This window comes from Lactiplantibacillus sp. 30.2.29 (genome assembly GCF_018991255.1).
GTDB lineage: Bacteria > Bacillota > Bacilli > Lactobacillales > Lactobacillaceae > Lactiplantibacillus > Lactiplantibacillus pentosus.
On sequence record NZ_JAGYGU010000011.1, the window covers coordinates 15,384 to 34,754 of the forward strand.

A 19,371-nucleotide genomic window follows, 5' to 3' on the forward strand; every position below is an offset into this window, starting at 1 on the left:
GGTGGCGTTTCATTCATCACATCGGATCGTTTGGTCAGATAGACTGCAGATTGTTCGTTAATAAAATAAACGTTATGCTGGCGTCACCAATCCAAAAGCCGGTTCCAAAAGGTGGTTGAAACCCACTGGCGGAACCGGCTTTTAATATGGAAACACTTGGGCTAATAATTTTCAGACAATTATTTTTATTCCTTCAGTGTCAATCCGCTTAAAATCAGCGTTTTAGTGCACATTCAAGACTTAGTGTAACCAGCGAATCCATGAGGTTGATCGCCAGCAATGTACACCCTGTAAATATTTACGTCTATAAATATAAATGTTACCATCAAACTAAGTTAACACTACTTGCACTGAACTTAGCAGTTGCCCTGCAATAACCGCGGTCATCGCCCCAAATGAACGCATACTGCATCAGTGCGATAAAATCGAGGAGGCCCACCATGTCCGTATACACCGGAGATTACATCTTCATCATATCCGTCGTCGCCTTTTTTCTCATCGTCGGCGGCATCATCTGGTTAATCGCCCGCCGATTACATTAATCGGTGCGGTCCCGACTAATCACAAAGGCGCAGCGGTCTCGAAATCGACCTGCTGCGCCTTTTTTAGTTACCCTGCAAACATCGTCAACAACTCATCCGCCTGCAACGCTCGTTTGGCTGCCCCACGGACATCTAACTTGATCTGGCCATCTTGGACCATCACCAAACGGTCGCCGTACGCAAGCGCATCACTCATCTTGTGGGTAATCATCATGGTCGTCAGCTGATTAGCCGTCACAATTTTTTGCGTCAACGCCATCACCTCGGCGCTCGTTTGTGGGTCAAGGGCGGCGGTGTGCTCGTCTAACAGTAACAATTCAGGGTGGCTGAGCGTGGCCATCAATAAGGATAAGGCCTGTCGCTGCCCACCCGACAAGTATTTCACCTGGGTATTCAAACGCTGTTCCAAGCCCATGTTGAGGCTGGCCAATAAGTTCAAATACTGCGCTTCTTGGTCACGACGCCAATACCGACGCAGACTCAAGCTTCCGGTATGCCGCGCCGCTAACGTTAAGTTCTGGGCAACGCTCAAGTCACCCGCTGTCCCTAATTTGGGATCCTGAAAGACGCGGGCGACCCACCGTGAGCGGTACGCAACGGGCCGATTGGTTACCTGGTGCCCGGCTAGCTCGATTTCCCCGGCATCGGTGCTGAGCGTACCGGCAATCGTGTTGAGCAGTGTCGACTTACCAGCCCCATTATTGCCAATCACGGCCACGAATTCGCCGGGTTCAATCGTTAGATTCACGTCCGTTAAGACGTGCCGCTCGTTGCTGGTTCCCGGAAAGAAGACCTTTTGTAAGTGTTGTACGTTCAGAATGGCTGGTTGTGGCATATTGATCGACTCCAATCTCTTTGAGGTACCGGCGCAATTGTCGTTTGGTCCGGTATTTATTTTGTAATAGTGGCAAACAAATCACGATAACGAGAATCACTGCGGATAAAATCTTAAGGTCGTTGACTGGAAATCCTAGGCCCATCGCTAACGTTAATAGGTAACGATAAACGATGGCCCCAACGACCATCCCAGTCAAACGGACCCACATTTGGCGGCCGTGTAAGAAGATTTCACCGACGAGGACTGACGCTAGGCCAATCACAATCGTTCCGATGCCCATCCCGATATCCGCATAACCGTTGCTCTGAGCAATCAGCCCACCTGATAAGGCAATCAGCCCGTTGGATAGCATGTAGCCAATAATCACCATTCGATCAGTATAAATACCGTTGGCGGCACTCATTGCCGGGTTGTTCCCCGTCGCCATTAACGACAAGCCCAACCGAGTCGCAAATAGCCAGATCAGTACGATCACGACCATTAGCGTGACGCTGGCACCCACAACGATTGTTTGCAAGTCCGGTGACCAGCTGGCTGGTAAACCCATCATCAACGTTTTTTGCGCGAGTAGCGGGATGTTCGCCTTACCCATAATGTGCATATTGATTGAATACAACCCGGTCATCGTTAAAATTCCGGCCAGTAATGACGGCATTTTCAACTTGGTATCGAGCATCCCCGTCACCCATCCGGCGGCACAGCCACTGATGAAACCAAGTAGGCTGGCAGTCACCGCTGATTGGCCGGCCAACATCGCACTAATCGTCACCGCCGCCCCGAGCGGGAAGCTACCTTCCGTCGTCAAATCTGGAATGTTCAGAATTCTGAAAGTTAAGAAGACCCCAATCACGAGTGGCGCCCATAATAATCCCTGACCAATACTTGTCGTTAACATCTTATTTCGACTCCTTTCGTGACGTGCCTAAGGTTGTTTGATACTACTTGGTTTGATTCCAATCGCGTTGGCATTTGACTTATTGACATACAGGTGTAACTTATCAGCCGTTTGCACCGCCATCGTCTGTGGCTTCTGCTTTTTAACTAACACTTGGTAGGCCATCTTCCCAGTCTGTTCGCCTAATTCATAGTAGTTCAGCCCATAGGTCGCCGTGCCGCCATCTTCAGCCATTTCAATCGAACCAGTCACAACTGGTAATTTGGCAGCGGTCGCTTTCTGACCGATCGTCTTCATCGCACTCGCCATCAAGTTATCCGTCGGCAAGTACAGCCCAGAAATCTTACCTGTCAAACCGGCTAAGACACTCGCGACATCATTGGTACTGGTGGCGCTGACGACCTTTAAATCAATGTGATGCTTCTTGGCATATGCCTTGGCGATCTTGACTTGTAACACGGAGTTTTCTTCCGATGAGTTATACATCATCCCCAACGGCTTGTTGCCAGTCGCCATATTTTTCAGCAGTTGTAATTGCTTCCCGACCGGCATCAAATCGCTCGTCCCACTGACATTAGTTTGCGGTTTGGTATCACTCTTGACCAATCCGGCAGCCTTTAAATCCGTGACCGCTGTGACTAAGGTCGGTATACTGGTCGTCTTTTTTGCCAGCGCCTGAGCTGCAGGCGTCGCAATTCCCACTAACAGATCATTCTTTTGCTGAACTAACTGCTGGCTCATCGTGTTCAAGTTGCTTTGGTCGCCCTGCGCATTCAAGTAGCGATACTTGACCTTGAGCTTGCTACCATGCGCCTTCAATTCTTTTTGTAATCCGGCTTTGAAGCCTTTGCGTGCCTGGTCCAATGACCCGTGTTGCACCACTTGTAAAATCCCGATTGAAACGGTCTTCTTATTAGCCGTTGCTTGTTGGCCACAACCGGCGAGCAGTAAGCCGGCACCTAAAATAACACCTGTTAAAATTGTCTTTTTCATCTTGAAATTCCCCTTAATCGTTGTGTGATTTGCCCCAATACCATCAACGTCTTGATGAACCGGACTGAAAATAAAAAAACACCAGCTAGATTCTCGGAAGAATCCACCTGGTGTTTTATCGGGCCCGATATTTTTCCAGATAGATTGTCCCTGCATCTATCTGGCGTTTAAGTCATGTTGAATAACTTTAGCTCTCGATAGATACAAACGCGTTGCGTGCGCTTGTATCCATCAAACGAATACAAACGCTATCTAAAGAAAAAGCTAAAGGCAAATTGAATATTTAGTTGAAGGTTAGTTGTTAATGACATGGTTGTCATCCTCCGTTTCAATTTATAGCTTATAGTAAACCATGGCGGTGACTTACTTGTCAAGTCTGAACTTAACTATTTATTCACTGTGGCTGAAACAGAGCAATTCTTAAGTTCAAATGCGGCCAGTTGAGAACCACTGGAAACAGTGCTAGGTTGCCGTAAACTTGCTGTTGTGGGAACGTCTCTATTCTTGATTATCCTAGTTATCCGGCGTATCAGTCAGGGTCCACTTCAAAGTCCCTTGATAGGTGTCAGCGTAGATTCCGGGCTGTACAGAAAGGCCAATGCCCTTCGTATTGGACCAGTCGCTCGTCACCTTGGTGTCGGTAGTACCGGCGACTTTTTGGCCTTGCTGGACCAACATGGATTGATTTGTCAGTACCGTATCGGTGGAACCATCGCGATAAATCAGATCACCTTTTAGCGTCCGCCCTGTTACCGTCGTGGATGTCAGCGGTGTCGCACTCACGTATAAGTACCACTTAGACCCGGTCGAGCGGGTGTCCGCGACCGTCACGTTCATCGTGCTAGTCGGTTGATAGACGGTCGGATTGACTGGCACCGTTAAGTTACCAAATCCGAGGCTACTACTCAATTCACTAAAGGATAAGGTCCCCGCTAACTTAGTGACTTGCAGGGCCAATTCTTCTGACTTCAAACCACTAGCACTCTTCGCATAAACGTGAACCGTGGTGCTCCCATTATCAGCTAGACCTTTGAACGTTGTGAGTAGATCCGACTCGCTAGCATAATAGGTCATTGTGTCACTGGCATTGCTAGGATTAGTCGCAACGACCCCGGCTTGTTTGACCAGCCAACTCACAACATCCGCATCACTCGTCAGGCCTTCCAAATCAGTGACCGACAAGTTGACGCTAGTCGTCGTACTCTTAATCGTCAATGGTGCGACCGTCACGTCTTTGGTAACTGATTCGGATTCACCGTAATCGGCGTCACCAGTCTGCGTGACCGTGACGGAACTGACGCCATTCAACGTATTATTGAGTTTGATTTCATACTTGCCATCACTGCCGATCGTCGCCGTATAGGTCGTCCCATTGATGGTCGTGCTGACGGTATTACCGGCAATTCCGCTCCCCGTCAATTTACTATCCGTCGAGGTTGGTGTATCCAGTGTTGTCTTCAGACTAACCTTGTTAAAAACAGCTAAACGGTAGGTTGCCGTCACACCACTAGTTGTTGTGAGCCGGAAGCCGACATATACGGGCAAATCATCTTTCAGTTTACTCATATTGACCGAAAGTGTTTTGGTCGAGTTCATCGTAACTGAACTCGTCCCATAAGCCATATTTGACGGCGTGGTCGTCACTAGAGATGTACCGGAATCAGCATCCGCAGACTTGTAGAAAACGTCATAATACAGCGATTTGATCTCAGCTGAATTAGCCGTTAACGTCCCACTAAAAGTCAACGCCATACTAGTCGTTTTGGTGGAGAGCCGCCCCTCATTGGCATAGTTGGCCGTGACCTTAGTCAGCTTAGGATACGACCCAATCCCACCAGAAATGTTATAACCGACGACATTCCCAGTCTCATAAATCGAATAGTACGAGGTACTGCTCGTCGGCATCGTTGTCATCGCCGAAGTCAATCCAGTAGCCGCATGCCCAGTCAATCGCAATCCCCATAAGAGGCACAGGCCACTGACCAGCAATAAGCTTAGACTAATGATTTTTTGATAACGTCGCACGCGTGTCCCCTCCCCTTAGTGTCCGGCTGATTTGCCAGATTAATCCGAGCGCTACTAATGTGAGCACCCCGAACAATTGCTGATAGCGGCGCAGCGACTCCCCGGTTTGTGGTAACTGACCCGTCGTCAAAGTACGCTGTAATTGGCCAGCAAAGTCAGCCTCACGCGTCAATACTCGCCGTGTCTGATAAATCGTATCGCCTTGTGGAATTTGGCCCGTCGCTGTTGGCGTGGTTGATTTGGGCCCCGCATAAAAACTAATCTGAGTCTCAGTGGTTCCCAGCGGTTGCGCCGTTGCCAGCACAGCTGGTCCTAACCATAACCAGACAAGTAGCCCCAATCCGATTCCCATCAATCGTCGTCTCCACATCGGTCAGTCCCCCCTTTTTCCTGAGTCTCCATGGTCACCGCTTATCAACTTGCTAATTTATAACTTATTTTTGCGTTTGGCGCCGTTTTTTGAGCCAGAGTACCAGCCATAATACTAGTAACACGATGATCAGCATGCCGAACGCCCCAAGGCCAATCAGCCACCAAATACTGATCCCGTTATCGTCGACCGTGTCATCGTTATACGTCTTGGCCGTCGCCGCACTGATTTTGAAATCGCGGTCAAAAGTCCACTTATGATCACTATTGGTTGCGACCATGTGCAAGTGGTAAGTCCCCGCCTGTAATTTCTGCTTATTCAACAACATTGGATAATTAAACGTCGTATTCGGGGCTAACATCACGCCCTTTTTAGTCGCTTTAACGACAGTCTTATCGCTATCCTTGGCCGTGACCACCGTCTTCATGGTGACCCGCGGAATCATGACCGCCGTTGTGTTGCGTAACGTCGCGACAATACTACGGTGGTAGTTGACCATCCCAGCCGAAACGTCACTCAATTTTAAAACTGGTGATGGCGCGGTCCCCAAACTGTACTTGATGCCAATCACATAGGAATAGACGCTACTAACGTTGGTCGCACCTTTGACTTCACCGGTCACTTTTTGATCAACTCGTTTGAAATACCAGCCACCAAGTAACGCCCCATTGAAATCACTCGTCGGCATCGTGGTTTTAGCACTCACGACTTTGGAACCGTTAGCCGGTACCGTTACGGTAGTTGGGCCCTGAATCTTAGTCAATTGGTCCACTCGATATCGCAGTGACGCGTCATACTTTTTCGCCGGTGTCACGTATTCGATGGCTCCCGCCGAATTGGTATAGGCGGTATGAATGCCCATCTTCACGCGAATATAACGATTAGTCGTGTTATAGATACGCGTCCGTAACGTTTGCGTTTGTCCAGACTTCATTTTCAAATCAAAAAAGGTTGCTTGCTTATCAATCTGATTATCAGGTGTTTGGGCCGATACGCTGAAACCGATATTATTGGTACTACTATTGGCTGCCTGTGCCGGAATGGCTGCTGCCAAGCCTCCGACGATAAATAAAATTGCAGCGATGCTTTGCATTAATTTTTTCATGATTTACGTCCCCCCACCGTCATTTTATGTAAAAGAGACGCCCACTGCTTGGCAATGGTCATCTCATGTGTTCGTTATTTTAATTATCTGCGGATGACGTTAATGTCCAGTTCAAAACACCTTTGTACGTGGTTGCGGAAGCCGTGTTCGCGACAACGTTCAACTTGATTGCCGTTGGGTCCAGCAAGTCAGAAGTAATCCCGGCACCGTTCTTATCTGCGGCGGTCAGGACAACTCCAGAAGTCGCACCCGTAAAGGTCGCACCAGCACTAGTTGACGCTTGGCTACCTAAGTCCAAGTCAACGGCTTGACCAGTTGCGCCGTTACCAGCGGTACTACCAGAACCAGCAGTGGCACCAGTCGAAGTAACCGTTCCAGCAGGCAAGCTAAGTGTAGCGCCCTTCAAGCTGCTCAAGTTACCATCCGTCCCATCAGCGGCCGCAACACTCAGCGTCCAGCCGGCGTTGGTCCCACGTTGGTCAGAGACTTGTAACCCAACCTTATTAGTCGTCCCCATCATCACAGTGCTAGAAGCATCAGCCGCGTAGCTTTGATTATTGATGACGTCAATTTGGTTAGAACCGAAACCTAACTTACTTGGTGCATAAATCAATGATAAGCCCGCACCAGCACTGGCACCGTTGTCCCCGTCACCAGGATTTAATGGCTTCGTTGGATCAGTTGGATCTACCGGATCAACTGGATTGGTGGTGTTGGCTGTAAACGTTGCCGTTGTATCAGTCGTCCCACTACGGTTCTCCCCATCTGCGGCGTTTGCAACAATCGGTGCCAACGCACCTAATAACATCGTACTCGTCATTAGTAGACTGCCTACTACTTTTTTCATAATGTGACATCCCCTTTGTTTGACCTAATTCATTAACTGCATTAATAATTTACCACATCCGCAAACAATTACAACCCCTTAATCTTTGCATCACTTCTCGATTAAGCGTTAAAAGTCAATAGGGTCAACATTTATAGGACGTTTCATAATAATTATTAAATTTTTGTTAAGTGCGCAATTTAATGTCACAAAATTTAACCGCTGTCATTATGTCAACGGATAGGCTTCAGCTAATCACCATTTTATTTATATATCGATAACTAATTATGCTTAAATAGTCATTTTATTGTTCGACCAGTAACTTATGTTCATCTGATTGATAATGGCGTATAAGTCCTGGCACGGAACTGTTTTCGTTTATTCCTCACAACTATTAGGTCCGTGGAAACTGTCACGATTAAATATAAAAAAGTTTATACCTCGTATCGCTTGGTTAACGATAACGGGATTTATGAACAGCGCTTAAAAACGCCCCAAGCAGATTGGCTTGGGGCGTCTTAATTAAGGTCTTTACTTGTCTAGTAGTACTCACGATTTGCCGACATGAATCATGATTAAATCATGCCAATTGTTAGGCTTACTGTCCGTCAGCCGATGCGCGCCTTAGTCCGACTTCCGGGGCCGGCTGACAATTGCTGGAACGTAAGCCGACGTCGATTTGAACTCACGCAGAAAGTCACTGCGCAATTTCAAATACGAGTCTTATTCTAAGCCGGAAGCAACCCACTCCCAGCTAAGAATAATTTGGCTACTGAGCATTGTCAGCCGACTCCTCCAGTCGGGAAGCCACTCGAATGGCGAATAAACGGCCACCTATCTGGGTGCAATTGGTCACTGAATATTAGTGACCGGTCCTTCATTCAAGCGTTGAATTCGCATCTATGATGATTTATAGCATCTAAATACTGGTGAAATGATTTGAGACTTTGCTAGCTCAAACGATCAGAGAAAATTCTGACAAGTTCTGTGAAGCCAAGTGTCCGAAGCATTAAAGCACGGGTAAGAAAGTTAGGCTATTGTTAGAGCCAGTCTCACAGTTGACTATCAAAATGACCGTGTGCTAAGAACCGACGACTAATCCAACAAAGGTTGGGTCCGCAAATGTCCGCCATTCGAATGCCTGGAAGCTGGCGTAGGACGTTGCTACAATAGCAGGTTTACGCTAACTCGCACTGTTTCCAGCGGGTCTCAGCTGGCCGCTTTTGAACTTAAAAATTGGCATGATTTAGTCACGATTCATGACAAATCGTTAGTGCTGACTAACTGGCTGCACATCGAAGCCCGCAGCAATCAAGGCCTGATTCACCGGTTCCGCAAGCTCGCTGTTAACGTGAAGCTCAATGATTTTAGTGGCTTGGTGGTTGACGACCATCAACGTTTGAATACTGAGGTCATTGGCTGCCAGCACCTTGCTGATTGCGAAGATGACACCGACTTGGTCGTGATGGATGACGACCCGCGTCACGATACCGGGTTCACCGTAGCCGGTAATGTTCAAAAACGCATCGAGAATATCGTTGTTAGTAATAATACCAACAACTTGGTGATCATTCATGACCGGTAAGACACCAATTTTGTGCCGGCGCATGGTCGCAATGGCGGCCTCTAACTGGGCATCCGCCGCAACGGTCTGGACCTCAGTCGTCATGATTTGATCGACGGTCGTTTTATTTAATAAGTAGTTTAATTCGTAGACCGACAAGCTCGTCGCTTGCGAAGGTAACGCACGTTGGATGATACCGTGCGTAATTAACCCGACCATTTGATTGCCATCCATGACCGGTAACCGGTGAATTGAATTTTTCTTCATTAAATCTACCGCTACACTGATGGTCGTTTTCGGATTGACAACGACTAAGTGGGCGGTCATATAATCTGCAACACTCATACTTAACCCCCTAGATAAGCTTTTTGTACATCCGCATTCGCCAACAACTCCGAGCCTTTACCGCTCAATTTAACTTGTCCACTAGCCAGGACGTAGCCGCGGTCAGCAATTTTTAGCGCCTGATTGGCATTTTGCTCAATCAGTAAAACGGTCGTACCAGCCTGATTGATTGCTTTGATAATTTCAAAAATTTCGTTAATGAAAATGGGGGCCAACCCCATTGATGGTTCATCGAGCAACATTAATTTGGGCGCTGCCATTAACGCGCGACCCATCGCTAGCATCTGCTGCTCGCCACCGGATAACGTCGCGGCATCCTGGTGTCGCCGTTTCTTTAAAATGGGGAAATAATCATAGACCCGTTGATAAGCATCCGCTAATTGTTGGCGGTCACGACGTAGAAAAGCGCCCATCTGCAGATTTTCTTGTACGGATAATCCAGGGAACACGTGGCGGCCTTCAGGAACTTGTGAAATGCCGGCCCGCACGATTTTAGGCGCGGCGGTCTTTTGAATGGGTTGGTCTAAATACCGGATGGTGCCACTAGTTGGTCGCATCAATCCCGAAATCGTGTGCAGCAACGTCGACTTACCAGCACCATTTGCGCCAATTAAGGTCACGATCTCACCCTGTTTGACTTCAAAACTAACGCCCTTGACCGCCTGAATCGCACCGTAGTTCACGACTAAATCTTGTACTTCAAGCATTTACATCCCTCCCAAGTAGGCCTTGATGACTGCTGGATCGTGCTGAATCTCTTCCGGCGTCCCGGTAGCGAGTAATGCGCCGTGTTCCAACACGTATAGCCGTTCGACGACGTTCATCACGAGTGACATATCGTGTTCGATCAAGACGACGGTGATGTGAAATTCCTGTTGAATCCGGCGAATCAAGCGGGTCAAATCAGCCGTTTCTTCGGGATTTATGCCCGCGGCCGGTTCATCCAAAAAGAGCAACTTTGGCTTAGTCGCCAAGGCCCGCACGATTTCAAGACGGCGTTGAATCCCATAAGGCAAGTTCTTCGCCGGTTGGTCGGCTACGGCGGTCAAATCAAACATCGCGAGTAGTTCTTGGGCGGCCACCGTCATCGCGTGTTCAGTGCGGTAGTAGTGTGGCAACCGCAGAATACTGGTCGTAAAGCCTTCCCGATAATGGTTTGTCATCGCAATGCGAACGTTATCGAGCACACTCATCGCTTTGAAGACCCGGATATTTTGAAAAGTCCGAGAAATCCCAATCCGAGCAATCGCGGCCGGTTGTTTACCGGTCAACGCCACCACACCGTTATCCGTATAAAAGCTGATGTTGCCGGCACTGACGCTTGTTTCACCAGTCAATAAGTTGAACAACGTCGTTTTACCAGCCCCGTTTGGCCCGATCAGTCCAATCAATTCGTCCTGGTCAAAATGCAGTGAGACGTCCGAGACCGCGGTCAGGCCACCGAAATTTTTGACTAAGCCCTGTGCATCTAATAATCGACTACTCATGATTGATGGCCTCCTTGCTCCGCCGACGGTTAAACAAGCGGTCAAACGAGAATTCCCACGTGCCTAACAAGCCTGCTGGTTTAAAAATCATTATTAGAATAAGCGCCAGTGAATAGATAATCATCCGAATCGTCCCAAAGTTCTGGAGCACCGTATCCAGGGCTCCCAAGACGATGGCGGCCACAAACGTCCCGGTAATACTGCCGACGCCACCAAGCACCACGATAATCAAAATCGCAATCGATGCCATGATATTGAAGTCACCGGGGGCAATCGTTTGAATGTAAGCGGCGTGTAAGGAACCGCCAATTGCTGCGGTGGCGGCGCCAAAGACGAAGGCCGCGAGCTTCCAACGGGTCGTATTAATGCCCATCGCACCGGCTGCCAACTCATCGTCGCGGACCGCCATGACTGCCCGGCCACCACGACTGTGAATAAAGTTGACCGTTACGATCGTCGTCACACACATCATGACGTAAACCGTTGCCCACGAAGCCAACGGTGGAATATTGAACAGTCCAGCCGCTCCGTTCGTGATTTTTAAGTTGTTGATCAAGATGCGAATGATTTCGGCGGCGCCCATCGTGGCAATTGCGAGATAATCACCGCGCAACCGCAACGTTGGAATACCGACAATAATCGCAGCAATAATCGCGATCACCACCCCGACGACCATCGACAGGAAGAAGCCTGCGGGTGTCGCCATCGTCTGGGTCATAATCCCGGTCGCATAGGCACCAATCGCCATAAAGCCGGCGTGACCAAGTGAAAATTGGCCCGCAAAGCCAATAATTAAATTAAGTCCAACTGCCAAAATCACGTTAATGCCAATCGTGACGAGCATGTTTTCAATAAACGAATTAATTAGCCCCATCAATTCGAAGCCGTCAATCGCCACGAAGCCGACGACCATCACGCCTAACCAAGCGAGATTCGCTTTCAGATTTGCTTTCATGTTGTGCCGCCTCCTATACTTTTTCCTTGGTTCGTTTGCCAAAAATCCCGGCTGGCATAACGAGCAAAATCACGATCAGGACGAAGTAGACGACCGCATCCTTGTAAGCGAACAAGCCGATTGCTTGAACGCCCGTCTCCAAAATGCCAATGATGAAGCCGCCAATCGACGCACCTGGAACCGAACCAATGCCACCAATGACCGCGGCAACAAAGGCTTTAATACCGGATGTCATGCCCATCAGAGGGTCAATCGAATTGTAGTAAAGACCAATCAACACGCCCGCCGCACCGGCCATCGCTGACCCGAGGGCAAACGTAAACGAAATCGTATGGTTCAAATCAATCCCGACCAACTGGGCCGCTTCTGGATCAACTGACACGGCCCGCATCGCCATGCCCATCTTGGTACGTTTGATAATCAACTCCAACAAAACCATCAGCAAGCAGGCCGTTCCTAAAATCAATAACTGAACGTTAGAGACTCGCAGTCCACCCCAATGATAGGTGACCACTTTAATGGCTTGGGGGAACGACCGCGCGCTCGCACCCACGAAATAGGACATGCCATTTTCAAGTAAGAATGAGACCCCAATCGCCGTAATCAAAGCGGTAATTCGCGGTGAATGGCGCAGCGGTCGATAAGCGAAATACTCAATGATGACACCACTCACCGCGCAGATAATCATTGCCGAGCAGAGTGCTTCTAAGAAATTAAAGTGCAGTGACCTGAGGCTGTAATAGCCCCAAAAGGCGCCCAACATATAAATATCGCCATGCGCGAAGTTAATTAATTTGATAATGCCATAGACCATCGTGTAGCCCAACGCTAGCAGCGCATAGATGCTGCCGAGCGATAAGCCGTTAATGAGTTGTTGTCCAAATGTCTGCATATGTGTTCCCCCATGCGCTTACTTAAGCTATTTGACGTTATAAACCTTGCTGACCGTGCCATTCGTCAACTGTTCGATTGAAATCGTCTTTTCAGGATTATGTTGCTTGTCGATCGTGGTCGTCCCAGTCACACCCTTAAAGTTCTTGAGTTTGGCCAAGCCATCCGCAATTTTGACGGAGTTCGCTGAACCCTCTTTTTCGATTGCGGACTTGATCATGTAAACTGAATCGTAAGCCAACGCGGAGAAGGTTGGTGCCGTGCTACCATACTTGGCTTTGTAGGCGCTCATGAACTTCGATGCGACCTTGTTCGTTGCACTCGCCTTAGTCGAGAACGGCGTCGTGTAATAAACGTTGGTGGCGTTCGACTTACCGGCGATTTGGGCCAACTTCGCATCCGCCATCCCGTCACTACCGACGATTGGAACCTTGATGCCCGCTTGACGTGCTTGTTTAACAATCAGACCAATTTCGGAATAATAGCCAGGCGCATAAATCGCATCGATTTTCTTATGTTTCAGGGAAGTCAAAACGGCGTTGAAGTCCTTATCGCCTTCCTGGAAGGTCTGGCTGCTGACAACCGTACCGCTATATTGCTTCTTGAACGCTTTGGTCAACCCCGTCCCGTAGTCACTGGAGTTATCGGTCAAAATTGCGACGCGTTTGGCCTTCAGCTGCTTGGTCACAAAATTGGCGGCAGTGGAACCTTGGAAATTATTCTGATAGCAAGCCCGGAATATGTACTTTTGAACCTTGCCACTCTTTTGCAACGTGTAATCGGGGTCGGTCGCTGAAGGACTCACGGACGGCACGGCAGCCTTAGTCATGTTCGGAATGGCTGCGGTCCCAGCGCTCGTGGTGGCTGGTCCAACGACGGCCACGACCTTATCGTTATTGACCAATTGCGCAGCCACTGATGCCGCCGTGGTGTTCGAAGCCTTATTGTCGCGAATGACCAATTGAATCTTCTTCTTGGTTCCGCCGACCTTGATACCACCCTGCTTATTGATTTGTTTGACGGCCAACTGAATTCCTTGCTTCTGTTGTTCACCATAACCGGCAGCGGAGCCTGATAGTTCCATGTTGACCCCGATCTTGATCGTCTTGCCCGGATTATTTCCTTGACTAGAATTCGACTTAGCGGTCGCACAACCTGCCAACGTCATTGCCATCGCACCCACTGCCGCAATCTGCATCGTTCGTTTTTCCCATGTTTTCATTTTCAATTCCCACTTTCTTTTTTTGATTGAAACTAGTTGAAACCCCAATCCTCCTTATGTCACAAAAAGGCCTCATCCACCGTAGTGAATGAGGCCTTTTCATGGAACTGAGCCTCATTACCACAATGGGAAAGAAGGGCTCAGTTCACTTGAATTTTGAGTTTTAACTCAAGGTCAAGTGACCGGGTCCTTCTTCGTTAATAATAAGGCTAAGTTTTGAACAGCAAGGGTCGTCAACAAATTGGTTAGGTTAGATTGAATTTTCATTGTTGACGCACCTCGCTTTCAAAAAGTTTTTTTGTTTGGTTGATGTTTCTTAGGTTAATTAATTTTCGGTGATAAGTCAAGCGAATTTTTTAATTATTTTTATATTAATTAAAAATCAGCCTCGCCATGGCCGGTCTTCTTGAAGGCTAAAAAAATGCGAAAAAAAAGAACGGCTGACAATTATGTCACCGTTCTCTTCGAAAAATTAGGCCGTCATGGTCGTTATTTTAGTTAAGCCTTTAGGAGTTTTTCAACTTCGCTCTTGAGCTTAGCTTCGTCCATACTCATATAAGGCGCTACTTCGTCAGCCGTCTTGTCAGTATCATGACTATCCGCGTCCATAAAGTGATTCCAGATTGCATCCCGTACAGGTAACTTGGAATCGCTCCAATCAAACACGTCCGTCATCCGTTCGTCTAACATACTGTTCATTTCAACTGCTGCAGCCATACTAAAACAACTTCCTTTCTAATTTTCGGTACACCTCAATTATAGGTCATCATTTTAAAAATGGTTAAATTTTGTCTGACTTTTTTCACTTAGGCGTTCTTTTGGTAAATTGTTCGTAAGGCCGCAATATCAGCTGACGATAAACTGCTCTTGCCTTGCGAGATTGGATGCATCACCGATTCTTTAGACGTACTGTGGTCCAATCCCAGTGCGTGTCCGAGTTCATGGACCGCAACGGACTTGCTGAACGCTGACGAGTACGAGCCATTCAGACTAGCCGTCGCATTATTCCAATACTGGGTGCCACGCCAACTGATCTGTTTGGTGATGTCTGGGCCCCCATGACCAAGTTCAACACTGGTAGAACCGGCTGACATCTTCTTGTGGTACATTGAAAAAGTGACGGAATTCTGGGTGCCGCTCGCCTTGCCCGCAACTAAGTGGACAAGTCCGGTCTGGTTATAAGTGGCGACCGCTTCTTTAAAGACTAGGCGAGCCGCTTTCGGTAAGTTACTTGAAAATGTGTAATAATAAGTCTTTTTCAGGGTCGTGTTCTGCACGATTGATTCGATTGGTGTCGCGTCAGTGGTACTCGTCGATGACGAAGCCGCCACTGAACTGGATTCACTGGCACTGCTCGTACTTGTCGTGCTACTTGCTGACGAGTTATTCGTACTGTCGCCTGATGACTGAGTCGTTGTCGAGTCAGCCGTCTCACTGGTCTCATCCGCATCTAACAGATGGCTTGATAAGTCCCCAGATAAGGCTGCTGCCAAGTTCTTCTGACTAGTCTGATATAAGGCAACGGCGCGGGGCGCCAACGTATCATAGTGGCGCCAGCCAAAAATGACCAGTCCAATCAAACAAAGTGCTTTCAACCCACGAATCAGATTTTTTAGCATTATGCGCGCTCCTCTTAATATTCTAAAATGGGACGGGGACATTTATTGCTTAATTAAACCACATGTCACCACCCTTAGACACAGGTTTTAGCGAATCATTAAGAATATTTAGGAATACCGCAATCTAGTTGTAATCTTAATCCGCTTTCCTCATTAGTTGGGCTAACCAAGGTATTCGTTCATCCCTTGATGGACTGGCGTTTTTGACGTATCAACTTTTAAGTCAAAAGCGGCCAGCTGAAGCCCGCTGGAAGCAGTGCGAGTTCGCGTAAACCTGCTGTTGCGGCGACGTCCTACGCTGGCTTCCAGGCATTCTGGGCAATGGCCGTGACGTGGTGGACACAGATTTAAGCCGACAACCCACGTCTTAAATACTGGTCTTCCACTAACCAAGCCAAAAACGCTTGCTAAGTGGAATTTCACCACTTGGCCTTGCCCAGAATACCTTCCAGCCGGGATGGTATTCGAAAGGCTGACATGTGCGGCTCAACCTTGAACTTAGATGGTCTTTGTTTCTGAATGAAACGTAATGATGTCTTTCAGCTGTCAGACTTGTGTATTAATTCTACGAACCACCAACATCCTTAAATGTTTTCATATTTTATCTAAATCGGCTGATATAACAAGGTTTCAAATGAGATATGACTGGCAATTTTATCATATAAGCTTATGACTGGCAGACATTAAAACTGGTCAGTAATCTCTGGACGTCTCGTTAGTAGTTATATACGACGAATTATCATCGATGCTGATCCATAGTTCACATGAAGGACCACTCTCCTAATATCCAGTGGCCAATTGTACCAAGCTAGGTGGTCGTTCATCCGCCATTCGAGCGGCTCCCCGACCGGAGGGGCTGGCTGACAATGCTCAAGGGCGAAATTCTTCTTGTCCGGGCGGGTTTCCCGGGCTAGAAGAAGACTCGTATTTGAAATTGCGCAGTGGGCTGCTGCGTGAGTTCAAATCGATGTCCGCCCTGTTCCAGCGTTGTCAGCCAGCCCCGGAGGTCGGAATAGGGCGCGCATCGGCTGACTAACAGGAATCCAACTTAGCACGCTTTAATCATGATTCATGACAAATTAACTAACACAATCCGTACCTGCTTTCCGACACGAAATATCCCTAATGCACCTCCAGCTATTGCCCCAGGATGTCTCAGTAATAAAAAAGGCCCGAAGTTGTGCTTCGTGACCTCCAGACTGCTATTTATTTCGGAAAACATATAATTTCGAGAATAAGAAATTCCCGATAATTGCCCCAGCTTGGCCAAGAATCTTGGCAAGGACTGCCGAGCTACCAATGACAGACATTAGCAACCATAAGATTGCGGCTTCAATCAAGTAAGTCACGATCCGCGTGGCATAAAACTTGCCCATTTCACGAAAGACGTACTTGGAATGGTGATCAAACACCTTCAGCCGGTCGACCCAAAAGGCGACTTGCACGGCGATCACCCAGGAAATCACGTTAGCGACCTGATATTCCAAACCAATTAAATGGTAGGTTGTATAGAAGGTGGCAAAATTGACCGCCACACTAATTAAGCCCCATAAAATATAGCGAATCGCTTGATTACGGGTCTCTTTCACTGGCGATAGAATTTGCTTATCCAATTCTGCCGTTGGTTCTAGGATATCCGTCACCGTTTCTTCATTCTGATTCGATTTACTCATGATTATCACACCTGGCTTTCTTCACTTAAACCCCATTATCATGAAATAATTTGTTTTAAGTTGCATCATTATCATTCAATGAGTAAAATTCAACACATCTTAATCTTATCACAGCAGTTAACTATTGGCGATGACAACTATCCAATTTCTATCAAGATAATTATCCCGCAATGTCGGGCAATCTGCCAGAAAGAACACATGCTACTCTCATCGTTAGCTGAAACTAAATGTAAGGAGCTTAACAATGCTTGCACTACTGATTATTTTTATCATTTATCATTTCATTCACGAACAGTTCGAATTCAGTCGGATCACGCGGTTGAACTACTGGATTATTCCAGTCATCATGCTGTATCAATTTATCCGGACTTTCACGTGGTCAATCACCAACGGCCTCGTGCTAGCTGGCATTCTGGTGTTTGCAACGGTCGTTGGTTATTTTCAAGCCAGTCACACGCAATTGAAAATTGAGCCGACTATCCAGCATCATTCTGCTGACGCCCAATCTACAACCGTTGTGAAAACGTCCTCACACCAAAAAGCAGCCACCGGTCAGCCAACCACGAATCGGGCCACAACGGTCAGTGCACAAGGCGGTCGGTCCTACCTGCTTGGCTGGGTATTGACGTTAGGCGCGCAGTTGGTGATCGAATGGGCCTATCTTCATGAGGAACTCTCCTGGGCAACCATCAATAATGAATTCTTGAAAGAAGTCTTCGCAGACCTCAGCTCAATTTATCGTTTTTCTGAAAGCGGCCGCCACACGAGTTGGACCCTTTGGGCATTGACCGGCGCAACCAGTTTGGCATACACACTCTGGCTTGCGCACCGGTCACCTGCCGTCCGTCAAGCGGTCTTCAGAACGCGTACGCATCACCGTAACTAAACGATCGAACAATGTTCACCTAAATGTCATCTATCAGTGACTTGTCAATCTCGACACCACACCCACTGTCGTTTTGAATAGCAGTCCAAGTTAAAAACAGCCTAACATCTCCTACCCGGATGTCAGGCTGTTTGATATATCACGCGCGCTTTAGACGCTGAAACGGAATTTCAATCGCCATTAAGGCCGCCATCGTCCAAACAAATTGGTGCCATACTACGCCAAACAAAAAGCCACTAGCCTCTCCAGCCAAGGCCGCTGATGGCGTGTGTGCGACAGCGCTGGCCGATGGTAGTGCCGTGGCGATATCTGGCCATTCCAGTGCAAGATTCAATGCGAATAACATCATAATTAAGCCAAACAAGGTCCACCCTTCGCGCTTAGTCGTCGTCCACTCATCAAAGTGCGGATAATTCAGTAATAGCGTAAAGGTCATGACGATTAGCGCAACTGAGATTAACTCGCTAAATGAACTATCGATTTGTAAAAAATGTAAACAGTAACTCACAACCAACAATCCCAGATTAATCCCATAACCCACTGACAACAGTCGTTGTTGCCGCCGACTCGTAGTCGTTTGTACTTCATAATGTTTTAACATACTCAAATCTTCCTTCAATAAATAATCGAGTGACAAATCGTAGACCGTACTAATCTGAACTAACATGCCAATATCCGGATATGAACGGCCATTTTCCCAGCTGGAAATCGTCTGTCGTGCCACGTGTAATTCTTCAGCAACCGCTGCTTGCGTTAAGTGCTTCTGTTGCCGAACAAACTTAAAATTCTCGCCAAAACTCATCCCCGTACCTCCCATGTTGATATCGTACCAGTCACCCGTCAAAAGACAAGCTAAGCTTCTTAGCATCCTGATAAGGCCGGGCTTTATGACCAGTCACGTTTAAATTAATATCGGCCGTAACTGCCCGACTTGAAGAGGTGAATCGCCACTTAACAAACGGACCATAGCGTTTCCATAGCGGATTTTTCAATCTCGTCTTCCGCTAAAATTTTTCTGTGGCCGAATATGGCACTAAATCGGGGCCGAAATGTGAACCGTTTTCATCGCCAATTAGTCAGCCTTTGATGCCATTAAAATAATAGTTAACTGTTGTTACCATTCGAATTAAAACGG

The 19,371-nt window shown here is 47.6% G+C and carries 18 protein-coding genes; 1 reads left to right on the forward strand and 17 read right to left on the reverse strand.

The annotated features are described in order from the left end of the window. Nucleotides 1–609: 609 nt before the first annotated feature. The 16 genes from KGF65_RS07410 to KGF65_RS07485 form a co-directional block, all read right to left on the reverse strand. On the reverse strand, nt 610–1,377 hold the full coding sequence (locus tag KGF65_RS07410; protein ID WP_216748231.1) for an ABC transporter ATP-binding protein: 768 nt from the start codon (nt 1,375–1,377) through the stop codon (nt 610–612). Next, nucleotides 1,274–2,275 carry an ABC transporter permease gene (locus tag KGF65_RS07415; RefSeq protein ID WP_216748230.1) on the reverse strand — a complete coding sequence of 334 codons (1,002 nt, stop codon included), beginning with the start codon at nt 2,273–2,275 and terminating at the stop codon, nt 1,274–1,276. Before KGF65_RS07415 ends, KGF65_RS07410 begins: the two co-directional genes overlap by 104 nt. A 27-nt stretch (nt 2,276–2,302) precedes the next feature. Continuing rightward, nucleotides 2,303–3,268, reverse strand: a complete 966-nt coding sequence (locus KGF65_RS07420; protein WP_101872910.1) for an ABC transporter substrate-binding protein — start codon at nt 3,266–3,268, stop codon at nt 2,303–2,305. 513 nt (nt 3,269–3,781) lie between these two features. Continuing rightward, on the reverse strand, nt 3,782–5,293 hold the full coding sequence (locus tag KGF65_RS07425) for a cell surface protein (RefSeq protein WP_216748229.1): 1,512 nt from the start codon (nt 5,291–5,293) through the stop codon (nt 3,782–3,784). Continuing rightward, nucleotides 5,268–5,663: a cell surface protein gene (locus tag KGF65_RS07430; protein ID WP_146127398.1), complete on the reverse strand. Its 396-nt coding sequence runs from the start codon at nt 5,661–5,663 to the stop codon at nt 5,268–5,270. Before KGF65_RS07430 ends, KGF65_RS07425 begins: the two co-directional genes overlap by 26 nt. A 64-nt stretch (nt 5,664–5,727) precedes the next feature. Beyond that, on the reverse strand, nt 5,728–6,768 hold the full coding sequence (locus KGF65_RS07435) for a DUF916 and DUF3324 domain-containing protein (protein ID WP_216748228.1): 1,041 nt from the start codon (nt 6,766–6,768) through the stop codon (nt 5,728–5,730). A 79-nt stretch (nt 6,769–6,847) separates the two neighbouring features. Next, a complete protein-coding gene (locus KGF65_RS07440) occupies nt 6,848–7,615 on the reverse strand; it encodes a WxL domain-containing protein (RefSeq protein WP_050340157.1) in 768 nt (255 codons plus the stop codon). Between the two features lie 1,249 nt (nt 7,616–8,864). Then, nucleotides 8,865–9,503, reverse strand: coding sequence for a CBS and ACT domain-containing protein (locus KGF65_RS07445; RefSeq protein WP_088770760.1), 639 nt, complete (start codon nt 9,501–9,503; stop codon nt 8,865–8,867). A 2-nt stretch (nt 9,504–9,505) separates the two neighbouring features. After that, entirely contained in the window at nt 9,506–10,210 is a 705-nt protein-coding gene (locus KGF65_RS07450; protein ID WP_003639654.1) for an ABC transporter ATP-binding protein, read from the reverse strand. Beyond that, complete coding sequence (locus tag KGF65_RS07455; RefSeq protein WP_216748227.1) at nt 10,211–10,990, reverse strand: ABC transporter ATP-binding protein; 780 nt, start codon at nt 10,988–10,990, stop codon at nt 10,211–10,213. Then, nucleotides 10,983–11,945, reverse strand: a complete 963-nt coding sequence (locus KGF65_RS07460; RefSeq protein ID WP_056952787.1) for a branched-chain amino acid ABC transporter permease — start codon at nt 11,943–11,945, stop codon at nt 10,983–10,985. Before KGF65_RS07460 ends, KGF65_RS07455 begins: the two co-directional genes overlap by 8 nt. A gap of 13 nt (nt 11,946–11,958) precedes the next feature. Next, nucleotides 11,959–12,837 (reverse strand): branched-chain amino acid ABC transporter permease, encoded by an 879-nt coding sequence (locus KGF65_RS07465; RefSeq protein WP_216748226.1) that lies wholly within the window; start codon nt 12,835–12,837, stop codon nt 11,959–11,961. A 27-nt stretch (nt 12,838–12,864) separates the two neighbouring features. Then, nucleotides 12,865–14,058, reverse strand: a complete 1,194-nt coding sequence (locus KGF65_RS07470) for an ABC transporter substrate-binding protein (RefSeq protein WP_101874285.1) — start codon at nt 14,056–14,058, stop codon at nt 12,865–12,867. 498 nt (nt 14,059–14,556) lie between these two features. Further along, a complete protein-coding gene (locus KGF65_RS07475; RefSeq protein ID WP_003639659.1) occupies nt 14,557–14,775 on the reverse strand; it encodes a hypothetical protein in 219 nt (72 codons plus the stop codon). Nucleotides 14,776–14,864: 89 nt separating this feature from the next. Next, a complete protein-coding gene (locus KGF65_RS07480) occupies nt 14,865–15,677 on the reverse strand; it encodes a matrixin family metalloprotease (RefSeq protein WP_216748225.1) in 813 nt (270 codons plus the stop codon). 1,202 nt (nt 15,678–16,879) lie between these two features. Beyond that, on the reverse strand, nt 16,880–17,350 hold the full coding sequence (locus KGF65_RS07485) for a GtrA family protein (protein ID WP_105919638.1): 471 nt from the start codon (nt 17,348–17,350) through the stop codon (nt 16,880–16,882). Between the two features lie 244 nt (nt 17,351–17,594). On the opposite strand from KGF65_RS07485, the gene KGF65_RS07490 reads away from it, so the two are divergent. Beyond that, on the forward strand, nt 17,595–18,236 hold the full coding sequence (locus KGF65_RS07490; protein ID WP_105923423.1) for a hypothetical protein: 642 nt from the start codon (nt 17,595–17,597) through the stop codon (nt 18,234–18,236). 139 nt (nt 18,237–18,375) lie between these two features. Here the strand turns inward: KGF65_RS07490 and KGF65_RS07495 are convergent, their stop codons facing one another. Continuing rightward, on the reverse strand, nt 18,376–19,038 hold the full coding sequence (locus KGF65_RS07495) for a helix-turn-helix domain-containing protein (protein WP_101872901.1): 663 nt from the start codon (nt 19,036–19,038) through the stop codon (nt 18,376–18,378). Between the last annotated feature and the right edge of the window lie 333 nt (nt 19,039–19,371).